Raw genomic sequence first — 1743 nt, forward strand, 5'->3', positions numbered from 1 at the left:
CTTCTTTACGCTGGGTTGGGGCCTGGTCTGCGTGACGCGCTGGCTGGCGGGCCGCCTGCCTGGCGCGAGCTGCAAGCCGGCGCGGCGCACGATGCGTCGTGCGTCCAAAAGACCCAAGGCCGCCCCACGGTCCAGGGCTCGCAAGGCCACGCCCGCCAAGGCGCCGTCCGAACCCTGGCGCCTGACCCGTTGGCTGGCCCGCTGGCGCTCTCCGCTGCCGCTGGGCCTGCTGGCCCTGCTGCTCTACGCGGGCAGCCGCCTTGCCGAATATGGCATGGCCTTCCGGCCGCAGGCTGCCCCCGGGGAGTTCCAGGGCCTGGTCAGCTCCCTGGGTTGGGCCGCCGCCGCATTATTGATCCTTGCCGCCATGAACCTGCTGGCCCTCTGGCGCTGCCGCCGGTGAGGGTGGCGACGACTGGGTCGGACTCACCTATGCTGTCATGACCCCGAATCGAGACAAGGAGTCATGATCATGGTCATCCTCACCGCTTTCCGGCGCTCGGCAGCCTTGCTGTTCGCCCTTTACCCGCTGTTGTTCCCCTCGGCGGCCCTGGGGGAGGTGGATTTCCAGTATCAGCGCCCGGACATTGCGCCGGAGACGGGCTCCGGGAGCGAAGAGAAGCCCGGCTGGGCCACCGAGACGTTCGCCGTGGCCGCGGCCAACCCCCTGGCCACCGATGCCGGCTACCAGATGCTCCAGGCGGGGGGCTCGGCCATCGACGCCGCCATCGCGGTGCAGATGGTGCTCACCCTGGTCGAGCCTCAGTCCAGCGGCATCGGCGGCGGTTCCTTCCTGATGTACCACGATGGCGATGAGCTCAAGGCCTACGATGGTCGCGAGACCGCGCCGTCCTCGGTGGAGGAGGGGCTCTTCCTGGACGGGGACGGTGAGTCTCTGGCATTCATGGAAGCCGTGGCCAGCGGTCGCTCGGTCGGCGTGCCCGGTACCCTGCGCATGCTGGAGATAGCCCACAAGGCGCATGGCCGGCTGCCCTGGGCCGAGCTCTTCGAGCCGGCCATCACCCTGGCCGACGAGGGGTTTCCTGTCAGTTCCAGGCTGCATCACAGCCTGGCAGGCACCGACGCCCTGCGTGACGACGCCCTGGCATCGGCCTTCTACTTCACCGAGGAAGGGGAGCCGCTGCCGGAAGGACGCAGGCTCAAGAACCCGGCACTGGCCGTGATCCTCGAGCGGATCGCCGAGCAGAAGAGCTCGGCGCTGCACACCGGGGAGGTCGCGAAGGACATCGTGGCACGGGTGCAGAACCATCCCGCCATTCCCGGCAGCCTGAGCCTCGAGGATCTGGCCACCTACACGGCGAAGGAGCGCGAGCCGCTCTGCACCGCATGGCAGGCGTACCGGGTGTGCGGCTTTCCGCCCCCCTCGTCGGGCCACCTGACGGTGATGCAGATCCTCGGCATGCTGGAACAGCTCCCGACGCTGGAGATGGCCCTGGAGGACGACCGGCCTGGCGTCGACTGGCTGCATCGCTTCCTCGAGGCCTCGCGGCTGGCCTTCGCCGACCGCGGGCGCTACATCGCCGACCCGGACTTCGTCGAGGCGCCCGGCGGCGACTGGTCACTGATGCTTGCCCCCGACTATCTGGCCGAACGCGCCGAGCTGATCGAGGCGGGGCAGAGCATGGGCAGCGGCGGTGCCAGCCCCGGCAACCCCGGTGTCCTGGCCACCGCTTGGGCCGTTCAGCCGACGCAGCCGGAATATGGCACCAGCCACATCAGCAT

At 69.3% G+C, this 1743-nt stretch carries 2 protein-coding genes; both read left to right on the plus strand.

Annotated elements, in window-relative coordinates:
- Positions 1-403: hypothetical protein (locus RI841_RS16365; protein WP_310706690.1), on the plus strand; the 403-nt coding region annotated here is incomplete at its 5' end.
- A gap of 69 nt (positions 404-472) precedes the next feature.
- A partial coding sequence (locus RI841_RS16370) for a gamma-glutamyltransferase (RefSeq protein ID WP_310706691.1) occupies positions 473-1743 on the plus strand: 1271 nt, incomplete at its 3' end.

The sequence above is a fragment of the Halomonas sp. genome (assembly GCF_031581305.1).
GTDB lineage: Bacteria > Pseudomonadota > Gammaproteobacteria > Pseudomonadales > Halomonadaceae > Halomonas.